At 40.3% G+C, this 20,075-nt stretch carries 17 protein-coding genes; 10 read left to right on the plus strand and 7 right to left on the minus strand.

The genetic code is table 11. The features are described 5' to 3' along the window. The gene (locus LU635_RS09295) at positions 1 to 435 is read right to left on the minus strand and encodes an exosortase F system-associated membrane protein (RefSeq protein ID WP_423738489.1); all 435 of its coding nucleotides are present in this window, start codon (positions 433 to 435) and stop codon (positions 1 to 3) included. Next, positions 432 to 977 carry an exosortase family protein XrtF gene (gene xrtF, locus LU635_RS09300; RefSeq protein WP_240098454.1) on the minus strand — a complete coding sequence of 182 codons (546 nt, stop codon included), beginning with the start codon at positions 975 to 977 and terminating at the stop codon, positions 432 to 434. Before xrtF ends, LU635_RS09295 begins: the two co-directional genes overlap by 4 nt. A gap of 88 nt (positions 978 to 1,065) precedes the next feature. Here xrtF and LU635_RS09305 point away from each other — a divergent pair, with 88 nt between their 5' ends. Beyond that, entirely contained in the window at positions 1,066 to 1,521 is a 456-nt protein-coding gene (locus tag LU635_RS09305; protein WP_240098456.1) for a GAF domain-containing protein, read from the plus strand. Between the two features lie 355 nt (positions 1,522 to 1,876). On the opposite strand, the gene LU635_RS09310 is transcribed toward LU635_RS09305, so the two are convergent. The 4 genes from LU635_RS09310 to LU635_RS09325 form a co-directional block, all read right to left on the minus strand. Beyond that, positions 1,877 to 4,861, minus strand: a complete 2,985-nt coding sequence (locus LU635_RS09310; protein WP_240098458.1) for a DNA polymerase III subunit alpha — start codon at positions 4,859 to 4,861, stop codon at positions 1,877 to 1,879. Continuing rightward, a complete protein-coding gene (gene dinB / locus LU635_RS09315; RefSeq protein ID WP_240098460.1) occupies positions 4,858 to 6,081 on the minus strand; it encodes a DNA polymerase IV in 1,224 nt (407 codons plus the stop codon). Before dinB ends, LU635_RS09310 begins: the two co-directional genes overlap by 4 nt. Before the next feature lie 98 nt (positions 6,082 to 6,179). After that, complete coding sequence (locus LU635_RS09320; protein WP_240098462.1) at positions 6,180 to 7,436, minus strand: ABC transporter permease; 1,257 nt, start codon at positions 7,434 to 7,436, stop codon at positions 6,180 to 6,182. 107 nt (positions 7,437 to 7,543) lie between these two features. Beyond that, entirely contained in the window at positions 7,544 to 8,269 is a 726-nt protein-coding gene (locus LU635_RS09325; protein ID WP_240098464.1) for a DUF6503 family protein, read from the minus strand. 147 nt (positions 8,270 to 8,416) lie between these two features. Here LU635_RS09325 and purH point away from each other — a divergent pair, with 147 nt between their 5' ends. The 6 genes from purH to rodA are packed head-to-tail and all read left to right on the plus strand — an operon-like array spanning position 8,417 to position 15,465. Further along, positions 8,417 to 9,949: a bifunctional phosphoribosylaminoimidazolecarboxamide formyltransferase/IMP cyclohydrolase gene (gene purH, locus LU635_RS09330; RefSeq protein WP_240098465.1), complete on the plus strand. Its 1,533-nt coding sequence runs from the start codon at positions 8,417 to 8,419 to the stop codon at positions 9,947 to 9,949. Positions 9,950 to 9,990: 41 nt separating this feature from the next. Beyond that, positions 9,991 to 11,019, plus strand: coding sequence for a rod shape-determining protein (locus LU635_RS09335; RefSeq protein WP_240098466.1), 1,029 nt, complete (start codon positions 9,991 to 9,993; stop codon positions 11,017 to 11,019). A gap of 15 nt (positions 11,020 to 11,034) precedes the next feature. Further along, positions 11,035 to 11,856 (plus strand): rod shape-determining protein MreC, encoded by an 822-nt coding sequence (mreC, locus tag LU635_RS09340; RefSeq protein WP_240098467.1) that lies wholly within the window; start codon positions 11,035 to 11,037, stop codon positions 11,854 to 11,856. Then, on the plus strand, positions 11,846 to 12,352 hold the full coding sequence (locus tag LU635_RS09345) for a rod shape-determining protein MreD (protein ID WP_240098468.1): 507 nt from the start codon (positions 11,846 to 11,848) through the stop codon (positions 12,350 to 12,352). Before mreC ends, LU635_RS09345 begins: the two co-directional genes overlap by 11 nt. Next, complete coding sequence (mrdA, locus tag LU635_RS09350) at positions 12,349 to 14,217, plus strand: penicillin-binding protein 2 (RefSeq protein ID WP_240098469.1); 1,869 nt, start codon at positions 12,349 to 12,351, stop codon at positions 14,215 to 14,217. Before LU635_RS09345 ends, mrdA begins: the two co-directional genes overlap by 4 nt. Then, positions 14,218 to 15,465, plus strand: a complete 1,248-nt coding sequence (rodA, locus tag LU635_RS09355) for a rod shape-determining protein RodA (protein WP_240098470.1) — start codon at positions 14,218 to 14,220, stop codon at positions 15,463 to 15,465. Positions 15,466 to 15,599: 134 nt separating this feature from the next. Here rodA and LU635_RS09360 read toward each other — a convergent pair whose 3' ends face one another. Beyond that, on the minus strand, positions 15,600 to 17,753 hold the full coding sequence (locus tag LU635_RS09360) for a carboxy terminal-processing peptidase (RefSeq protein WP_240098471.1): 2,154 nt from the start codon (positions 17,751 to 17,753) through the stop codon (positions 15,600 to 15,602). A gap of 148 nt (positions 17,754 to 17,901) precedes the next feature. Between LU635_RS09360 and surE the strand changes: the two genes are divergently transcribed. Genes surE through lpxB form a run of 3 tightly spaced genes read left to right on the plus strand, consistent with a single transcriptional unit; the run spans position 17,902 to position 20,075 of the window. Then, a complete protein-coding gene (gene surE / locus LU635_RS09365) occupies positions 17,902 to 18,684 on the plus strand; it encodes a 5'/3'-nucleotidase SurE (RefSeq protein WP_240098473.1) in 783 nt (260 codons plus the stop codon). Beyond that, positions 18,677 to 18,958 (plus strand): hypothetical protein, encoded by a 282-nt coding sequence (locus tag LU635_RS09370; RefSeq protein WP_240098475.1) that lies wholly within the window; start codon positions 18,677 to 18,679, stop codon positions 18,956 to 18,958. Before surE ends, LU635_RS09370 begins: the two co-directional genes overlap by 8 nt. Position 18,959: 1 nt before the next feature. Further along, positions 18,960 to 20,075 (plus strand): lipid-A-disaccharide synthase, encoded by a 1,116-nt coding sequence (gene lpxB, locus LU635_RS09375; protein ID WP_240098477.1) that lies wholly within the window; start codon positions 18,960 to 18,962, stop codon positions 20,073 to 20,075.

The raw sequence follows: 20,075 nt of genomic DNA on the forward strand, positions 1-20,075 counted from the left end.
TTATTTATAATTCCTTAATCTATAATAATAAAAGGCCGGTAAAAGAATGAGAAGGAATAATGGATGAATCAGAAACCTTCTCACATAAAACAAGGCCAGGTAATGTTCGTGTTCAATATTTAATACAAGAAAAATAAATACCGAAGTGGCGACCACATATAAAACCCCATATAGGATCACTGAAAACTTGAGAATGCCCATATCTCTGAAACAGAAATAAATTATAGCCAGAGAAATGATTGAATTCAGCGCATATCTCAAGCTGAGATTGATCATTAATTTCGCCATATCCATAGGTGGAATAATCCCTAGCAGGTAATCTGATTTGAAGAACATTATCAAAGGATCATAAAAAATATCCTCCTCAAAAAATCTTATAGCGGCCAGCAATAGGATCAGGATTCCTATTTCAATTATCCGGTATCTTCTTTTTATCCTTTTTTCCATACCGAATAAATTCTAACCCAGATTAGCCAGAGAATAAAAACCGTTCCATAGATGGCAAGCGGAAAAAACACCGAATGCATAAACCCCGAATACTGGGGATATTCATAAATACCAACGGCAAGGATCACTATCCTTAAAATATTCGCCACATAGATAATCACCGAACCGGCAAAAATATACATAAAGGTGGCAAGTGGCCGCCCGAAAAAAGCCAGTACAAAGGAAACAAAGAGAATTATGATACTCGCTGAATTACAGCCTTCAACAATACCCGCAAGAAAGATATCCTCTACCATTAATTTCATGGACAGGCCGGTGTAATGCATCACAACCTCCACATTATATCCCAGACTTTCCATGAGAGTTCCACTTTGCCTCGCTACCAGCCGCGTTAACGGATCGGGTACGGGCTGCTCCGTATCATACAGGATAAGATAGCCGTTATACAAACTTGAAAATAGAAAATAGCTACCCAGAAAGATGAAAATAAATCGCAGAACGAGGCGGTATTTACGGAATAAACTGAGCAAATTACAGTATGGTTTTTAACAAATTTATAGAAATCAAAGGCTTACTTTACACTATAAATTGAATACTTTTGCACTAAACATTGTTAATATGCCATTTCAGAAACTTAGACCCCAGATAGAAGACATCCTTCAGAACAAAGAAAAGTCGGTAGACGACAAACTTTCAGAGGTGTGTGAATTATTACAAACGGGCATTCCTTATTATGACTGGGTGGGGTTTTATTTCAGGAATGGTGATAAAGAAGAATTAAAGTTAAGATCTTATGCCGGTGAGCCTACAGAACATGAAATCATTCCATTTGGAAAGGGTATTTGTGGTCAGGTTGCGGTTTCCAATAAGAAATTTGTGGTGCCAGATGTAAAGGCACAGAACAATTATATTGCGTGCAGCATTCATGTTAAAGCCGAGATCGTTATTCCTCTTTTTGTAAATGGGGAGAATATAGGGCAAATAGATATTGACAGTCATACAGAAGACCCTTTTTCTCATGAAGACGAGATCTTCCTGGAATGGGTCAATAAAAAAGTTGCTGAAATACTTTAAACAGACGTCTTAAATTAAAAGCATATAAAAACCCTCATTTATAAATGAGGGTTTTTTGATATTAACTAAACCATTTAAATTTTAGTATTTATAATAATACTGCCAGAATAATAAATAACAGGACAAAGAATCCTATTAATTGTAAAACAGAGTCCACATATTCTTTTTCAATTTCACTTCCCATCTCATTCTCAATTTGAATCAAATATAACGAAGCTAAATACTGAATATTAATCATTTAACGAACTTTAAAATTTTTTAAAATAAATTAAGGAAACATATGTAGGAGAGAAGAAAGATTTTAACGAGGTCTTTAATTTTATCGATATTTTCAGCCTTTAAAAAACCAGGACCATCAGGCTATTTTCATCTTAAAAGAATTATCTGCCAGTCTGGGATCCTGAGCGGTTTCCTGCCTCACAATACTACTGATTGTGATCGAAACATAATCGAAACTGCAGGAAACCATACCCCTGCATAAATAGATTCCTTTGCTTCTAACAGGATATTTTTCTGAAGTATCCGGGAACTGCACGGTATCAAAAACATCTCCTTCCTTATCGTAAAAAGTTCCAAAACGCATGATCTTATTATTTACTGTTCCCGTGGTGCGCGAAGTGATAAGATTCCCATAAATTTCGATCTCTTTTCCCAGGTATGCTTTCAGGTCTTTTGCCCTTACACACTTTTTCATTGGATATTTTAATAGTTGAAACTGACTGCAAAGCGGAAATCCCAAAAGTTCAATCTGGTCATAAGCCTCCACCAGACGGGAGATCTCAAATTGAGGAAGGTCAAAATGCCGGTATTGAGGTTTGAACAATAAAGGCTGATTTATCCGGGATTTGGTTTTACTTACTTTAAAATGGGCTTTCCAAAGCAGGTGATACTTATCAAATCCCGTAAACCTGAAAGCATTTATCTTTAAAAGAATAGTGAGTTGCTCTATAGAGATTGAAATCCGGTCCAGAAATTCTTCAAAATTCTTAAACTCCCCAAAAAACTGCCGGTTTTCAAGGATCTGCTGTATAACCTTATTTTCAAGGTCCTTGATATAACCGAAGCCCAGGTATACATCCCTGCCATAAATAACATTAGGATGATCACTTTTATTGATACAGGGAGCATGTATCCTCCCTCCCCATCTTCTTATTTCCTGAATATAGGTTTGGATATTATAAAAACCACCACCATTGTTCAATGCAGCCACCATAAATTCCAGCGGAAAATAACGTTTCAGGTAAAGACTCTGGTAGCTTTCTACAGCGTATGAAGCTGAATGCCCTTTTGGAAAAGCATAGCCGGCAAAAGAAGATATCTGTTCCCAGACTTCCCGGGTAAGTTCTAAGGAGTAACCTTTTTCCAGGCACTTATCGTAATAAGTCTGTTCCACTCGTTCAAGATCGGCCTTCGCCACTTTCTTGCCACTCATCCCCCGTCGTAATACATCTGCATCCTCAAAACTGAGCCCGGCAAACTTATGAGCTACCTTCATCACATCTTCCTGGTAGACCATCACTCCGTAAGTTTCGTCCATGATCTCCAACATCACAGGATGCGCCTGTTTTCGTCTTTCAGGGTCACGGTGGCGTTTGATAAATTCTTCCTTCATTCCCGCGCTGGATACTCCCGGCCTGATAACCGAACTGGCCGCCACCAGGTTCATATAATTATCTGTCTTCAGTTTTGTGAGTAAACCACGCATAGCAGGAGATTCCACATAGAAAACCCCCATACAATCTCCCTCTTTCAATAATTCATTGATATTAGGATCCCGTGTAAAAGCCTTATAATTCTCAATATCTTTCAGTTCTGCTTCTGGCTGATTCTTTTTAATAATCTCTATGGCATCGGTGATCTTTGAAAGTCCGCGCTGAGCCAAAATATCGAACTTATGGATTCCCACATCTTCGCTGATATTCATATCTATCTGCACCGTTTCAAAACCTTTAGGCGGTAAAAATGTCGCACAATAATTATATACTGGCTCCTGCAGGATCAGAATTCCACCCGAATGAACACTCAGATAATTGGGAAAACCTTCGATCAAACGGCTATACCTCAACACCAGTTTTTCGAGATGGTCCAGTTCCCGGTAATCAAAAAAACCATCTGAAAGCTTGTCTATATTCTCCCTGGGAAGTCCAAAGACCTTTCCCAGCTCCCGGGCCACGGCCTTTCTTTTAAAGGTTACATAAGTTCCCATAAGGGCTGTGTTCTGATATCTTTCAAAAATGTAGCGTGTTATATCTTCTCTGTCCCTCCATGAAAAATCGATATCAAAATCGGGCGGAGAAGCCCTGCTTTCATTGATAAAGCGTTCAAAATACAGATCCAGCTCTATCGGGTCTACATTGGTGATCCCAATGATATAGGCGACTATGGAATTCGCCCCGCTTCCCCTGCCCACGAAAGGGTAATTCTTTAAACGGGCATAACTAACAATATCATGATTGATAAGAAAATAAGAGACAAATTTCAGTTTGATGATCGAAGCAAGCTCCCTCTCCAATCTGTCTCTAACCTTTCCGTCTGTCTCCGGATATCTTTTATATAAATTCCGGTCGCATAATTCCCGTAGCCGCCCAATATCTTCCTCTTCACTATTCCCATACACCTTTAAATTCCGGTTCTGTCCCCTGTTAAAACTGAATTCCACCTGGCACCCAGAGATTAAATTCTTCGTATTCTCCAGGATATGGGGAAAATCCTCAAACTCTGCCAGAATGGTTTTTGAAGGAACAAACCGATGTGAAAATGATGCCTGTTCGGTTACCGGAAGTTTACTTAAAAGCTCGTTGTTATCTATTGCTCTTAATAAGCGATGTGCGTTATAATCCCTTTTATTTTCAAAACTCACCGTTTGAAACAACACCAGCTTTTCCCGATTGCTTTTATATTTTGAAAATTTAAGCTTTCGCAGGTTCTCTATGGAAACCCCTATGAATTCATTGTTTCCAAAATCTGTTTTGTCCCTCTCTGCTATCTTTTCATAAGGATAAATAATCAGGCAATCAGGCAAAGACGGAGCATCGAATTCAAATTCCTTTTGAACATGTATATGTTTTGAAAGATGCTCATTCAACTGCCTGAAACCTTTATTATTCCTGGCAATTCCTACATATTGCTGATCTACTCCATTTCTAAAATCGACACCAACCAAAGCTTGAAAATCCCTTTCGTTCGCCATCTTAAGAAAGCTAAGACAAGCCGAAGTATTATTGATATCTGTTAGCACCAGATATTCTACCTTATTCTTTTCAGCCAGATCGCAGAGTCGCTCTACGGAAAAGGTTCCGTACCTAAGCGAATACCAGGTATGACAATTCAAATAGATCATTGTTTACGATGCGCCAGCACAATTGGCGGCTGGCCGTTAAAGGGATTTCCCATCCGGCCGATGGTCTTTACTTCCATTCCCACAGCCCTTTTTACACTATGCTCTCCAAACCGCTGCCTGATCTTATCCAGTGAATTATACAGGCTGAGTATCTCTTCTGAATCTTCAAAAAGATTTATCTGGTAGTGACCAGCCACCAGCCCGCTGAAACGCACTCCAATAAGCCGGATCAACAGGCGTCTCGTATAAAGTTTATCGAACAGCTCTTCCACCTTGGGAATAAGGATATGATCGGCACTGGTATAGGGAATTTTCGCCTGTTTGCTTTGCGTTTGAAAATCGGAATACCTGATCTTCACTGTAACCACAGAGGCCAGCTTGTTGCCTTTTCGAAGTTGATAGGCCAGACTTTCGGCCATGGCGACCAAGGTTGCATGTAGTCTCACCATGTCTATGGTATCCCGGTTAAAGGTGCGTTCAGTAGAAATGGATTTTCGTTCATGAAATGGAACAATTGGCGGATCATCTATACCATGGGCACGTTTCCAGATCACCCGGCCATTCTTCCCAAGTACGCTTTCCAGCATTTCCACAGGCATTTCCTGGATGGTCTTTATCTTTCGCACACCAAGATTCAGCAAGGCCTGAAAGGTCTTGCTCCCGATCATGGGAATCTTATTGACTTCCAGTGGAGCCAGAAAGCCCTTTTCTTCCCCTGCTTCAATATATTTTTCAGCATTGGGCTTGGCTTCCCCGGTAGCGATCTTGGAGACTATCTTATTTCTCGAAAGGCCGAAAGAAATAGGGAGTCCGCTTTCCCTGATGATGGTCTCGCGCAGTTCATGGGCGAATTTCTTTACCCCAAAAAAACGATCCATGCCGGTAAGGTCGGCATAAAACTCATCGACACTCGCTTTTTCAAATGTGGGCACCTGACTTTTAATAATATCAGTCACCACTTCAGAATGCCGTATATAAATGGATGCATCTCCCCTAATATAGGTCGCATGCGGGCATAGTCTTTTAGCCACTTTCATAGCCATACCCGAGTGCACGCCAAATTTCCGGGTCTCATAACTACATGCGGCCACCACTCCACGATCGCCGAGACCACCTACAATAAGAGGCCGGTCTTTCAAGCGGGAATCTTTCAGACGTTCCACAGAAACAAAAAATGCATCTAAATCGAGATGTAATATTGACTTAGTTTTATTGTTCATTTTGGATTATTTCCATTTTATAGGATTTTTTCCAAATTTATAAAATCGGTAGTTAATTTTCAGAAATTGAATGTTAAAAATGAATGGGAGTTTAGGAATTACATTCCTGTTCGAATCGCTTCCACAGGGTCCAGCTTAGAAGCTGAAATAGCCGGGATAATTCCGGAGATAAGACCTATAACCGCTGAAACAAGGGTACCTATCAGGATATTAAATGGAGAGAGTACAAACTCAAAATCGCCGGTGAACTGGGAGGCTATGATTGATACAAGCCAGACGACAAACAGTCCAACCATTCCGCCAATTACTGAAAGTATAATCGCTTCAAACAGGAACTGGGAAAGAATGAATTTATTTTTTGCTCCAAGGGATTTCTGAATTCCAATAAGACTGGTACGCTCTTTCACACTCACGAACATGATATTCGCGATTCCAAAACCACCTACCAGCAAAGAAAATCCGCTGATCACGATTCCAATAATATTAAGCTGACCGGTGATATTATCTATAAAATCAGCGAAGCCCTGTAATTGATTAATGAAGAAAGTATTGATCTCTCCTGGTTTGATCGCTCTCATACTCCTTAACTGCTGCTCCAGCATAGCGATGAATTCATCATTGTCCACCCCGTCTTCAGGTTTTAGGACGATCTGCGGAAAGACGGTACCTTTTGTAGTTCCATACACCCTACGCGCAAAATTAGCGGGTACAAATACCTGACTATCCCTTGAACCACCAAATAAGGACTGTCCCTGTTTTTCAAGCACACCTATCACCGTGGCCCTGCGTCCAAAAATCCGGATTTCCTTACCTATGGGATCCATCTCTCCAAAAAGATTGGTGGCGATCTCATGTCCCAGCACGATCACTCCTGCCCCGGCTACAGCTTCGGGTTCATTAAAGAACCTCCCCTTTTCAAATTCAAAAGCTTCAATATCGTAATATTCGTGAGTGACAGCTCCAACATCCACTCCCGTACTGGTAACGTCGCGATATTTCAGGGAAGCACCACCGGGAACACCAAGGGCAAAACTGATCGCCTCTATATCCGGGAGGTTTTTCTTCAAATTCTGATACTCTTCATAAGTAACATCAGGGAACTGTTCTCTCTTCCATCGCGGAACATCTGAAGGTCCAAAATTGAACCTCATCACCACCACCGTACTGTTATCCAAGGCACTCAGACTGCCGGTAATATCCTTTTTAAGGGAATCTACAGCGGCCAGAACCGCAATGATCGAAAATATACCAATGGTAACGCCAAGCAGGGAAAGAAATGTTCTTAGCCGGTTGTTCCTAAGAGCACTTATCGCAAAATTGAAACTTTCCTTAAGTACACGTAAATAGATTAGCATAATATTGCCCTGCTGGTTATGAAATTCAAGAATAGGACGCCTACACCTTCAAAGTGTTACAATTTTTCCAGTAATTCCTCAGCAGGATTATAAATTTATAAAGAATTTTATTTGAGGATATCTGTGCCCAGCAATTTATCATTTGAATTATAAAACCATTTTCTGCTTTTAGGCATTTTTATTCCTCCAACTTCTTCGAGACCATCCAGAAGAATGTATTCTCCGCTATCGGGTATTATTTCACCTGAGGTTTTATCGGTTTTAAAGAATTGGTATACTTCCAGCGCATATGTCTCCGGATTAAAATAAAAGTTCCAGATATCACTTCCCACCTCCTTATCATAAGTAACTTTTACTTTTAAATATTTCTTATCCATAAATGTTACTTTTTCCATACTTTTTAAATTGGTTCCCGGATCCAGAAGTTTCATCGGCAAGCCATACAGATATTCGTAGTAGTCTTTATATAAATAAGCCCTATCACAGTTCAAATCGTGTTTTTTGGCCTCCTCAGAAGAAATTTCCTTACTCCCGTTCAATTTTAAAATACATTCTTTTTTATCTATTATAAAAGTCTTTGTAAGTGTATCCCTGATAGCTTCTAATGAGAAATAATCCCCTGGCCGATCTATAACCACGGTACTAAATCTAATTGGTGCGTCTGGTGCAACTAACTCAATATTTAAAGTATCATTAAAGCTTTGCCATTGATTTGAAGGATCATGGTATGCAATGGATTTCGAAATTATATCTTCTGGTTTTAACTCTTCAGGGTTGCAGCCAGGTACAGTTAAAACAATAGTAACGATTAGTACAATTACTTTTAATTTCATGATCTACTTTATTTCATTGCAAGTTAGAAATTTATTAAAAAGTGCCTCCACCAAATTGTCTCATAAATTTTACTGATAATTCACCTTTTACATCTTTATAGATTTAGCTTAAATAATTACTTTTGCAGCTTTAACAAACACAACACAATGAGCGAATTAAAACAAGCAAAATCTGCTTTAATTTCAGTTTTTAGTAAAGACGGGCTTGAGCCGATAGTAAAAAAGCTTGACCAACTTGGTGTAACCATCTATTCTACAGGAGGCACCGAAAAATTTATCAAAGACCTCGGGATCGAGGTTATTCCAGTTGAAGATGTCACTTCCTATCCATCGATTTTAGGTGGAAGGGTAAAGACGCTTCACCCGAAAGTCTTCGGAGGAATTCTTAATCGTCAGGAAAATCAGGGTGATGTAAAAGAACTGGAACAATATGAAATTCCGCAGATAGACATTGTGATTGTGGACCTTTATCCTTTTAAAAAAACAGTGGCATCCGGTGCTGCCGAGCAGGATATCATCGAAAAGATCGATATTGGAGGAATTTCACTTATCCGCGCAGCTGCAAAGAACTTCAAAGATGTTACCTGTGTTTCTTCGGTTGACGATTATGAAGAATTTTTGAATTTACTGAACGAAAAAAACGGAGGAACTAGCCTTGCAGATAGAAAGCGATTCGCAACCAAGGCATTCAATATTTCTTCACACTACGATTCGGCTATCTTCAATTATTTCAATAAGGAAGGCGAAGTAAATTCGTTCAAGCAAAGTGAGCTAAAAGGGAAAGAGCTTAGGTACGGGGAAAACCCTCACCAAAAAGGTACTTTTTATGGAGATTTTGAAGCGATGTTCAACAAGCTTCATGGAAAGGAACTTTCTTATAACAACCTCCTGGATGTTGATGCGGCTGTAAACCTGATGAACGAATTCAGGGGAGAAGCTCCAACATTTGCTATTTTGAAGCACAATAATGCCTGCGGACTTGCCCAGCGCGATACCATCCATCAAGCCTATGTAGATGCCCTGGCTGGTGACCCGGTTTCAGCTTTTGGCGGGATTTTGATCAGCAATGTGGAAATTGACGCCAAAACTGCTGAAGAAATCCACAAACTTTTCTGTGAAGTGGTGATCGCTCCGTCATTTTCAGAAGAAGCACTTGAAATTCTAAAAGGAAAGAAGAATAGAATCCTTTTAGTTCAAAAAGATGTTGAACTTCCAGGCGACCAGGTAAGAACCTGTCTCAATGGAGTTTTGGTTCAGGATAAAGATCTTAAAACAGATGCGATGGAAGATCTTAAACTGGCGACCAGCAATAAAGCTTCAGATGATGAGTTATCTGACATGATATTTGCTTCCAAGATCTGCAAACACACTAAATCCAACACTATCGTTTTAGCCAAGAACAAACAACTTTGTGCCAGCGGAACAGGGCAGACGTCAAGGGTTGATGCTCTAAAGCAAAGTATAGAGAAGGCACATTCCTTCAATTTTGATCTTAAGGGCGCAGTGATGGCCAGCGATGCATTTTTCCCGTTTCCTGACTGTGTGGAAATTGCAGGAAATGCAGGCATTACTGCTGTAATTCAACCCGGTGGATCAATAAAAGATCAGTTAAGTATCGATTATTGCAACGAAAATAATATCGCAATGGTGATGACAGGAACACGCCATTTTAAACATTAATTTTAGTACATTTACCCAAACCTCAATACTTATACTACACTATGGGATTTTTTGACTTTCTCATTGAAGAAATTGCGATAGACTTAGGTACAGCCAACACCCTGATAATTCATAACGATAAAGTTGTTGTAGACAGCCCTTCAATAGTAGCCCGCGACAGGACTTCCGGCAAGATCACCGCCGTTGGCAAAGAAGCGGCTATGATGCAGGGAAAAACTCATGAGAATATCAAAACTATCCGCCCTCTGAAGGATGGTGTAATAGCCGATTTTGATGCCAGCGAGAAGATGCTCACCATGTTCATCAAAGAAATTCCCGCTCTTAAAAAGAAACTCTTTACTCCAGCTTTAAGAATGGTTATCTGTATCCCTTCGGGAATTACCGAAGTGGAGATGAGGGCCGTTAAAGAAAGTGCGGAAAGAGTGAATGGTAAAGAGGTTTATCTTATCCATGAACCCATGGCCGCTGCAATTGGTATTGGGGTAGACATCATGCAACCAAAAGGAAATATGATCGTGGATATAGGGGGCGGTACTACTGAAATTGCGGTAATTGCACTGGGTGGTATTGTTTGCGACAAATCGATTAAGATTGCCGGAGACGTTTTCACGAATGATATAGTTTATTATATGCGTACCCAGCATAATCTCTATGTGGGGGAAAGAACTGCGGAAAAAATAAAGATCCAGATAGGTGCGGCAACCGAAGATCTTGAAGTTCCGCCAGAAGAGATGAGTGTACAGGGTAGAGACCTGTTAACAGGTAAACCTAAACAGGTAAATATCTCTTACCGTGAAATCGCTAAGGCGCTTGATAAATCTATCCTGAGAATTGAGGATGCCGTAATGGAAACCCTTTCTCAAACTCCGCCGGAACTTGCTGCCGATATCTACAATACCGGTATCTATCTAGCTGGGGGTGGTTCAATGTTAAGAGGCCTGGACAAACGTTTATCACAAAAGACCGATCTGCCCGTTTATATTGCAGAAGATCCATTACGTGCAGTAGTACGCGGTACAGGTATAACCTTAAAAAGTTTGAACAGATATAAAGGGATTTTGATCAAGTAGGAGAAGTTTTAGTTTATGCAGCAGATTTTCAATTTTCTTATAAAGAATAAGAATTCCATTCTATTCTTATTTCTGCTTGCGATATCCATCTTTCTTACCATTCAGAATCATGCCTTTCACAAAAGCAGGTTTATAAGTTCTGCTAATTTCGTCACAGGAGGTATCTACTCCTGGTCCAACAGCATCAACACCTATTTACATCTTGACGAATATAACGAGAGACTTCTGGAAGAGAACAATAAACTTCGGAATATCATCTCTAATATCAATGACAGTATTTCAGTAGAAAAACAGCTTGACAGCACCTCTTTTGAAGGTGATTATCTATTCAGAACGGCACGTGTGATAAACAATAACTTCTCTAAACCCAATAATTATCTTACACTAAACCGTGGAGAAAAATCCGGGATACAGGCCGAATATGGTGTAATTACGAGCCAGGGAATCGTTGGGATCGTAGACAGGGTAAATGAAAATTATTCCAGGGTCATTTCAATCCTGAACAGTAATTCAAGGATCAATGCTCAGTTAAAGAACACTAACCATTTTGGAAGTCTGGTATGGAATGGGGACAATCCTAATATTGTACAGTTAATTGATGTTCCCAGGCAAGCACCTCTTCAAAAAGGAGATACAATAATCACCGGAGGCAGATCGTTGATCTTTCCGAAGGGATTACCTATTGGAAGTATAACCGATTTTAGCCTGGATCAGACCCAGAGCTATTACACTATCAACATCCAGTTATTCAATGACATGACCAATATTGGCTATGTCTATGTGATAGAGAACGTAAATAAGAAAGAAATCAAAGCCCTGGAAAAAAGTGAACAGTAGCCTGATATCAAATACACTAAGGTTTATTTTACTGGTATTACTACAGGTGCTGGTATTGAACAACATCAACTTTGCCGGATACGTCAATCCATATCTTTATGTATTGTTTATCCTGTTATATCCTTTTACCGGAAATCAAAGCCTGTTTTTACTTCTGTCTTTCCTCCTTGGTATAAGTATTGATATTTTTGAGGATAGTGGAGGGATAAATGCAGCGGCATGTCTGGTTGCCGCATTTGTGCGGCCAAATTTACTCAGGTTCTCCTTTGGAATAAGTTATGATCACCAGAACATAAGACTTTCAGCAACACCATTTGGAGCAAAACTGAGCTATGTTTTTTTAATGGTATTAATACATCATTTCGTATTATTTTCCTTGGAAATGTTTAGCTTAACTCATATACTGATCATACTGAAAAAGACATTATTTTCAAGTATATTCACTGTGATCCTAATCCTTCTTAGTCTCACACTTTTCAGCAGGAAATACAGATGAGAAAAGTATTACTTTACATAACTATATTAACCACAGGACTGATTTTTATCGGCAGGCTGTTCTATCTACAGGTAGTAGACACCTCGCTTGCAATAAGGTCCAGGGATAATGCTATTAAAGTAATTTACGATTATCCTCAGCGCGGATATATTTACGACCGTAACGGTGAACTGATGGTTTCTAACCAGCCCTCTTATGATGTAATGGTAATCCCCAGGAACCTAAAGCCATTTGACACTACCGAATTCTGTAACATCCTAAGCATCGAACGGGAAGACCTGGAAAAAAAACTGGATAAGGCCCGCATCTACTCACCTATGTTACCATCTGTAGTGATTCCTCAGCTTACCAAAAGCGAATATGCCATCCTTCAGGAAAAAATGAGGAAATATGAAGGTTTTTATATTCAGAAGAGATCTCTAAGGGACTATCAGGTAGATCATAGCGCAAATGTTCTGGGGTATATAGCTGAAGTAAATCAAAGTAAAATAAATAACGATCCTTACTACCTTTCCGGAGACCTTATTGGCCGGGCCGGGGTTGAAGCTTATTATGAAGACCTGCTCCGCGGGGTAAAGGGCGTAAAATACATTCAAAAGGACCGCTTTAACCGTGACATTGGCCCCTATAAAGAGGGAATCTATGATACGCTTCCCGAAAAAGGCAAGGACATTAGTCTTACCATAGATGCTGAACTTCAGGCTTACGGTACCAAATTAATGGAAAACAAAAGAGGTGGTATTGTTGCTCTTGAACCAGAAAGTGGAGAGATCCTGGCACTGATAACCGCACCCACTTATGATCCTGCAAAACTTGTTGGGCGTAAACGATCTCCCAATTTCACCGAATTATATTATGACACCATTGCTAAACCGCTATATGACCGCGGACTCCTCGCCGAATATCCGCCCGGCTCCCCTTTCAAGACCCTGAATGCCCTGATAGGCCTGCAGGAAGGAGTGGTGGACACTGACGATAAATTCTCGTGCAATCATGGTTATGTCTATGGAAGAGGAAGAAAACTTGGCTGTCATGCCCATAGAAGCCCCCTGGATATGATCCCGGGGATTGCTAATTCCTGCAATGCTTACTTTGCCAATGTTTATCGCCGTATTATAGAGAAGTACCCAAGTCCGCAACAGGGAATGGATGCCTGGCACGATCACCTGGCCAGTTTCGGTCTGGGCGATTATTTAGGTTCGGACCTAACCACAGGAAGACCTGGTAAGATTCCTACATCCGAATATTATAACCAGATCTATAACTACCCTACCTATAAATGGTACGCCACCGCCACCATTTCCAATGCCATAGGTCAGGGGGAAGTATTAATGACTCCCATGCAGCTTGCTAATATGGCCGCCATTATTGGAAATAAAGGATGGTATTACACCCCTCATATCCTTAAAGAAGTAGAAGGTAAGCCGATCAAAGATGAAAATTTCACAAAAAAGAATTTCACTACGATTGAGGAAAGACATTATGAACCGGTAGTAGAAGGCATGCATGAAGTTTACAAAAGCGGAACGGCTTCTACCCTAAGGATTCCTGGAATTGAAATCGCCGGAAAGACGGGAACTGCCGAAAATTTTACCAAAATTGACGGAAAAAGAGTGCAATTGACAGACCATTCCATCTTTGTTGCTTTTGCACCGGTGGATAATCCAAAAATAGCGATTGCTGTATTTGTAGAAAACGGATATTGGGGAAGTAGATATGCAGGGCGTATGGCAAGCCTTATGATCGAAAAATATCTGAAAGGCACTATCACAAGGACCGATATGGAAGAATGGATTTTAAGCCACAGCCTGAAAGAGGAATATGCAAAACCGCTTAGTGGCGAACCTTTCAAAATTAACCAGTAAATGAGCAGGAACAGCGCAGGATTTGACTGGATAAGCATTTTTATTTATTTAATTTTAATCTGTTTTGGCTGGGCCAATATATACTCTGCCTCCCTGGGAACCAGCACAGGCTCCTTTTTTGACCTGAGTCAGCCTTATGGGAAACAGGCGCTTTTCATCATTCTGAGTATTTTCCTTATCATTATCGTCCTCTCGGTGGAAGCTAAGTTCTACCAGAGGTTTTCCAGTATTATTTATCTGATCTCACTATTATCCCTGGCAGGACTATTTGTCTTTGGAAAAACAATTTCTGGGGCCACCTCCTGGTATTCTTTCGGAAGTTTTGGTATTCAACCCTCTGAATTTGCCAAGTTTGCAACAGCCCTTGCGCTGGCCAAATATCTAAGCGATATACAAACCAACATCAGAAAACTCAGCCACCAGGTAAAAGCATTTATAATAATAGCAATCCCGGCACTTCTTATAATTCCACAACCGGATCCCGGAAGCGCCCTGGTCTATGCAGCTTTTTTCTTCCCGCTTTACCGGGAAGGATTATCGGGCTTTTACCTTGTTACCGGATTATCTGCGGTCGCCGTCTTTATTCTTACCCTCCTGGTGGGCCCTATGTGGGTGAGCGCGGCAGTGCTATTCATAGGCCTTCTTTTATTCTTCAGAAAGAGAAAACAACGTCCTGGCAGGATCCTGATCACACTTTTCGCCATTATTTCAATTAGCCTTAGTTTTTCGGTAAACTATATTTTCGAAAATGTATTTGAGCAGCGGCACCGCGACCGCTTTAATATTGTTTTAGGAAAGGAAGTGGATTCCCGCGGAATCGGCTATAATACCAACCAGAGTGAGATAGCCATAGGCAGCGGTGGCTGGCTGGGAAAAGGGTGGACCGAAGGCACCCAGACAAAAGGCCATTTTGTGCCTGAACAGCATACTGACTACATTTTTAGTACCGTAGGGGAAGAATGGGGATTCTTGGGAAGCGCGCTGGTAGTACTTCTATTTGTACTTCTGCTTATAAGGCTGCTTCAGCTGGCTGAAAGACAACGAAATCAGTTTACCAGAATCTACGGTTATTCGGTGATAGGGATTCTTTTTTTACACTTTCTCGTAAATATCGGGATGGTAATAGGCATCTTCCCTACCGTAGGTATTCCTTTGCCTTTCTTTAGTTATGGCGGATCCGGATTATGGGGATTCACCATTCTACTATTTATCTTTATCAAACTTGACTCAGATAGATTATCATATTGAGCGCATTTATCAACCATCAGCAGGATTGCCGCCACTAGTAAAATAATTACTGGATAGATATATTTCCTTTTCATCTAAATAAAACATAAAAAAACCCGGAAGCTTAATTCCGGGTTTTGAATGATTAAAATATATTAGTTTTTCACTTTGCCTTTTCGATCAATATCAGCAAGTTTACTGCGAGTGATGTTATTCATTTTCATATCTGAAAGCAGATTAATGGCCTCTTCTATATAAACATCCTTACTAAGACTCTCGTGCCATCTTTCCCTCTTTTCTTTAAGAATAGTATCTGTAGCAAATAATTCTTCTTCATAAGGAAGTGATTTATAGGTAAGGTCAGTCTTATAATCTTTTATAGCATCAAACTCCTTAGCCCTCTGTTTTTCCTGCTGAGCTTCTTCGGCATATGCTTCGTAGCTTAGAGGATAACTGGAGTCTTCACTTTGAGTTTTCACCCACTTCGCATTCTCTTCAATAAGCTTCAATTGCTCATTTTCGCTCATTCGCTTTTTACTGGCTTCAATTGCTTCATCATAGCCCACATAGCCATTCCATATCTCATAATCAGCTGCATCTATCTTATCCCATGGTAATGGATTTTCCTGATCTTTTTCACCAATATCCACAAAACTGTAACGATCTGGCACCACCACATCACTCTTCACTCCTTCAAGCTGAGTAGATCCTCCGTTAACACGATAGAATTTCTGAGTGGTTATCTTAAGAGCTCCCATATCGCCCATATCATTATTTCTCAACCATCTGTTCAGGTCAATCACATTCTGAACTGTTCCCTTACCATAAGTTTGCTTACTACCAATAATAATAGCCCTTTTATAGTCCTGCATCGCTGCAGCCAGGATCTCTGAAGCCGAAGCTGAAAGCTCGTTCACAAGAATCACCAGCGGACCATCCCAGAGGACCTCAGGATCTTCATCCTTAAGCACTTCTTTACGCTGGCCGTTTGATTTTACCTGCACAATAGGACCTTCTTCAATGAACATTCCAGCGATATCTACAACAGTTTTTAACGAACCACCGCCATTATTTCTAAGGTCTAAAACCAGCCCCTCCATTCCTTCCTGCTTAAGGCGGATAATATCCTGCTTGATATCTGAGGCTGCGTTACGCTCCTCATAATCGGTCATGTCAAAATAGAACTTTGGAAGATTGATTACTCCGTATTTTCTATCATCCTTTTTAACCATGGAGGTCTTCGCGTAGGTCTCTTCAATTTCGATGACGTCACGAGTAAGAGTTACTTCTTCTATATTACCCATTACCTTTTTACGGATCGTTAGGGTAACCTTGGTATCTTTTGGGCCTTTGATAAGGTCTACCGCATCATCCAGACGCATTCCCACGATACTCACTGCTTCTTTTTCGTCTTCCTGCTGAACCTTAAGGATAACATCTCCTTCACTGATCTCTTCACTTCTCCAGGCCGGTCCACCTGAAATAACTTCTGTAATAGTAATATTGTCACTATCCTTAATGAGACGGGCTCCAATTCCTTCAAGTTTACCAGACATAGCTATATCAAACCTGTCTTTGTCCTGTGGAGCGAAATAAAAGGTATGCGGATCGAACTCTTCTACTATGGAGTTTATATATACAGAGAAATAATCTTCCCTTTGAAGATCATCTGTAAAATCATAATACCTGTCAATATTGGACATTGTAGTCTCTCTGGCTTCTTCCTCAAGCTCGGCATCAGACTTCATCTCGTAGGATGGATCCTCTTCCTTCTTCTGTTTTTCATCCTGTTTAAGATCGTAATAGGTTATCAGGGTGTTGAACTTAAGTTGTTCTTTCCACCTTTTTCTCATTTCTTCTTTTGACGAAGCATACTCCAGACTATCGTAGTCTGTATTGATTGTTTCATTTTCAGAAAAATCGAAAGGCTTGGAAAGTATATCCTTATAAAGAGACCTGGCCTCTTCCATTCTTTTACCTAATCGGCTATAGGTAAGATTGAAGAACTCAATGTTCTTACCCTTTATCTGGTCGTCTATTTGGTTTTTATAACTGCTGAATTCTTCAACATCCTCCGCATAAAGAAAGCGTTTGGAGGGATCCAGGCTCTCCAGATAATCTTCGTATACATTAGCTGAAAAATTGTCATTAATATCTTTCGCCTCATAATGACCCTGGTTAAGCACATAGGTAATAAGATCTATAAGAAGCTTATCTTTATTAGGGTCATCAAATTTTTTGGTCGTAAAACTACAGGCAGCAGCAGCAAATAGAAGAACTACCGCTAAAATTTTAAAATTCCTTTTCATAACTCGTTTTAATTTCGTCATCCTTTGGTCACTATAAGTATAGTAAAAACTATGCCAATGAGTTGCATAATCAGCATTAATTTGTTAAACCACTAATATAAGCCATACTTATTTAAATTCTTATTTTAGCGAAACCAAATATTTTTGAATGAACAAGACTAAACCGCTTATCCTGGTCACTAACGATGATGGCATCACAGCCCCGGGGATAAGGACGCTTGTAGAAGTTATGAAAGAGCTCGGAGACGTGATCGTTGTCGCGCCGGACAGCCCTCAAAGCGGGATGGGACATGCTATCACAATAAGTGATACTCTTTTCTGCGAGCAGGTCACCATAAAGGAAACGTACAAGCATAAGGAATACAGCTGTTCAGGAACTCCGGCCGATTGTGTAAAGATCGCCACCCAGGAAATCCTGCATCGCAAGCCAGACCTTTGTGTAAGTGGCATCAATCACGGTTCTAATTCTTCCATAAACGTTATATATTCAGGCACCATGAGTGCTGCCGTAGAGGCAGGAATCGAAGGTATTCCGGCCATAGGATTCTCCCTTTTGGATTATTCTCTTAATGCCGATTTTGAACCCATCAGAAAGTATGTCAAGAACATCACCAGAAATGTGCTTAAGAATGGCCTGCCAAAAGGCGTTGTCCTGAACGTAAATTTTCCTAAATTGAAAGAATCTGAAATAAAAGGCATCAAAGTTTGTCGGCAGGCTAATGCACACTGGGAAGAGGAATTCGATAAACGAACCAATCCCCAGGGCAGGGAGTACTACTGGTTAACCGGAAAGTTCGTCAACAAAGACGATGGAGAGGATACCGATGAAAAAGCCCTTTCTGAAGGATATGTTTCCGTAGTTCCCGTGCAATTCGACCTTACGGCACATCATTTTATTAAAGATCTAAGCAGCTGGCCTCTGAATGATTAAACAAAATATATTTACCGGATTTCTAACTGGCATCGCCGCAAATATAGCGGGAGTAATGCTTTATATCTCTCTACTTTCAGAAGCCGGGATCGACGAAACTCTTGAAGACGCTGTAGCCAATGGCTACCTCGGGAAGATCATTGCATTAGGAGCGATTTTAAACTTCGTCCCCTTTTTTGTATTTCTAAAAAAGAAACAGAATTATCACGCCCGCGGGGTATTACTGGCTACCGTATGCATTGCAGTAGCAGTAGCAATCTATAAATTCTTTTAGGATGAAATACTATATCATCGCCGGAGAAGCTTCAGGAGATCTTCACGCCTCTAACCTTATGAAGGCCCTCAAACAAATTGATGGAGAAGCTGATTTCCGCTTCTGGGGTGGAGACCTTATGCAGGAACAGGGTGGTACGCTGGTAAAACACTATAAAGAACTGGCGTTCATGGGCTTCTCTGAAGTCATCATGAATCTCAGAACGATTTTCAATAATATTAAACTTTGCAAGGAAGATATCAAAAGCTTTGATCCCGATGTGATCATCTTTGTTGATTACCCCGGTTTCAACATGCGCATTGCAAAATGGGCAAAAACCGAAGGTTATAAGACTCACTACTATATTTCTCCCCAGATATGGGCCTGGAAAGAAAACAGGATCAAAAAGATTAAACGCGATGTAGATCAAATGTATGTAATCCTGCCTTTTGAGAAGGATTTTTATACCAAAAAGCATGATTTTCACGTTCATTTTGTAGGTCATCCTTTACTGGACGCGATTGAAAACAGGCCTCCAATAGATATTAAAAGTTTTAAAAGGAATCACAATCTGGACGATAGACCGGTCATAGCCCTGCTTCCTGGTAGCAGAAAACAGGAAATCGAAAAAATGCTGAAAGTAATGCTGAGTGTTACAGGAGATTTTAAAGATTATCAGTTTGTTATTGCCGGTGCACCGAGTCAGGATAAAGAATTCTATGAAAGATTTATGAAGACATCCAATATCAGCCTTATAATGAACAAGACCTATGATGTGCTAAGCATTTCGCATGCGGCTCTGGTCACTTCGGGTACCGCTACCCTGGAAACCGCCCTTTTCAAAGTTCCGGAAGTGGTTTGTTATAAAGGAAGTTATATCTCTTATCATATTGCAAAACGCATCATCAATCTGGATTATATTTCCCTGGTAAATCTTATCATGAACAGGGAGGTGGTAAAAGAGCTCATCCAGGATGATTTCAATTCAAAAAACCTTAAAGCTGAACTCAATAAGATCCTTGATGAAGAAAACAGAAAAAGGATCTTTGAAGATTATTTTGAACTGGAACAAAAACTTGGTGGTAACGGCGCCAGCGGAAAAACAGCCCAGCTGATCTACCAAAACATTACCCAATGA

This window comes from Christiangramia crocea (assembly GCF_022410465.1).
GTDB lineage: Bacteria > Bacteroidota > Bacteroidia > Flavobacteriales > Flavobacteriaceae > Christiangramia > Christiangramia crocea.

Bases quoted from the DNA above. Each gene is read 5' to 3' on its own strand.
- LU635_RS09305 (WP_240098456.1), top strand. From the start codon at position 1,066: ATGCCATTTCAGAAACTTAGACCCCAGATAGAAGACATCCTTCAGAAC.
- LU635_RS09310 (WP_240098458.1), bottom strand. From the start codon at position 4,861: ATGATCTATTTGAATTGTCATACCTGGTATTCGCTTAGGTACGGAACC.
- dinB (WP_240098460.1), bottom strand. From the start codon at position 6,081: ATGAACAATAAAACTAAGTCAATATTACATCTCGATTTAGATGCATTT.
- LU635_RS09320 (WP_240098462.1), bottom strand. From the start codon at position 7,436: ATGCTAATCTATTTACGTGTACTTAAGGAAAGTTTCAATTTTGCGATA.
- LU635_RS09325 (WP_240098464.1), bottom strand. From the start codon at position 8,269: ATGAAATTAAAAGTAATTGTACTAATCGTTACTATTGTTTTAACTGTA.
- purH (WP_240098465.1), top strand. From the start codon at position 8,417: ATGAGCGAATTAAAACAAGCAAAATCTGCTTTAATTTCAGTTTTTAGT.
- LU635_RS09335 (WP_240098466.1), top strand. From the start codon at position 9,991: ATGGGATTTTTTGACTTTCTCATTGAAGAAATTGCGATAGACTTAGGT.
- mreC (WP_240098467.1), top strand. From the start codon at position 11,035: ATGCAGCAGATTTTCAATTTTCTTATAAAGAATAAGAATTCCATTCTA.
- mrdA (WP_240098469.1), top strand. From the start codon at position 12,349: ATGAGAAAAGTATTACTTTACATAACTATATTAACCACAGGACTGATT.
- rodA (WP_240098470.1), top strand. From the start codon at position 14,218: ATGAGCAGGAACAGCGCAGGATTTGACTGGATAAGCATTTTTATTTAT.
- LU635_RS09360 (WP_240098471.1), bottom strand. From the start codon at position 17,753: ATGAAAAGGAATTTTAAAATTTTAGCGGTAGTTCTTCTATTTGCTGCT.
- surE (WP_240098473.1), top strand. From the start codon at position 17,902: ATGAACAAGACTAAACCGCTTATCCTGGTCACTAACGATGATGGCATC.
- LU635_RS09370 (WP_240098475.1), top strand. From the start codon at position 18,677: ATGATTAAACAAAATATATTTACCGGATTTCTAACTGGCATCGCCGCA.
- lpxB (WP_240098477.1), top strand. From the start codon at position 18,960: ATGAAATACTATATCATCGCCGGAGAAGCTTCAGGAGATCTTCACGCC.